The organism is Pseudomonas sp. 50_B (assembly GCF_017491625.1).
Taxonomy (GTDB): domain Bacteria; phylum Pseudomonadota; class Gammaproteobacteria; order Pseudomonadales; family Pseudomonadaceae; genus Aquipseudomonas; species Aquipseudomonas danubii.
Map to the genome: position 1 here is coordinate 1 of NZ_JAFGYX010000155.1, position 451 is coordinate 451.

The window sequence follows — 451 nt, forward strand, 5'->3', positions numbered from 1 at the left end:
GTCTACAGCAAATGGATCGGCCTCCTGGACGACGTCGACTGCTTCGATCCGGCGTTCTTCCGGATCTCGCCCGCCGAGGCGCAGGAGATGGATCCGCAGCACCGGTTGTTCCTGCAGGAAGGCTATCGGGCCTTCGAGAACGCCGGCTATTCGGCCGATACGCTCGACGGCCGCAACTGCGGCGTCTATCTCGGCATCATGAACCAGGAGTACCGGCAGCTCGGCGCGGGCGGCGCGGTCACGATGCTCGAGAAGAGCAACAGCTTCGCGATCGGCGCCGCGCGGCTCGCCTATCACCTGAACCTGAAGGGGCCGGCGATTCCCGTCGACACCGCGTGCTCGTCCGCGCTCGTCGCGATCCATCTCGCGTGCCAGGCGCTGCGCGCGGGCGAGATCGACATGGCGCTCGCGGGCGGCGTCACGCTGTACCTGTCGCCCGACGAGCACATCT

Annotated in this window: 1 protein-coding gene; it reads left to right on the forward strand. The window is 67.2% G+C overall.

Features of this window, described 5'->3' with window-relative positions; genetic code table 11:
* The coding region (locus J5M73_RS31380) for a polyketide synthase (protein ID WP_207816959.1) at positions 1-451 on the forward strand (451 nt) is incomplete at both ends.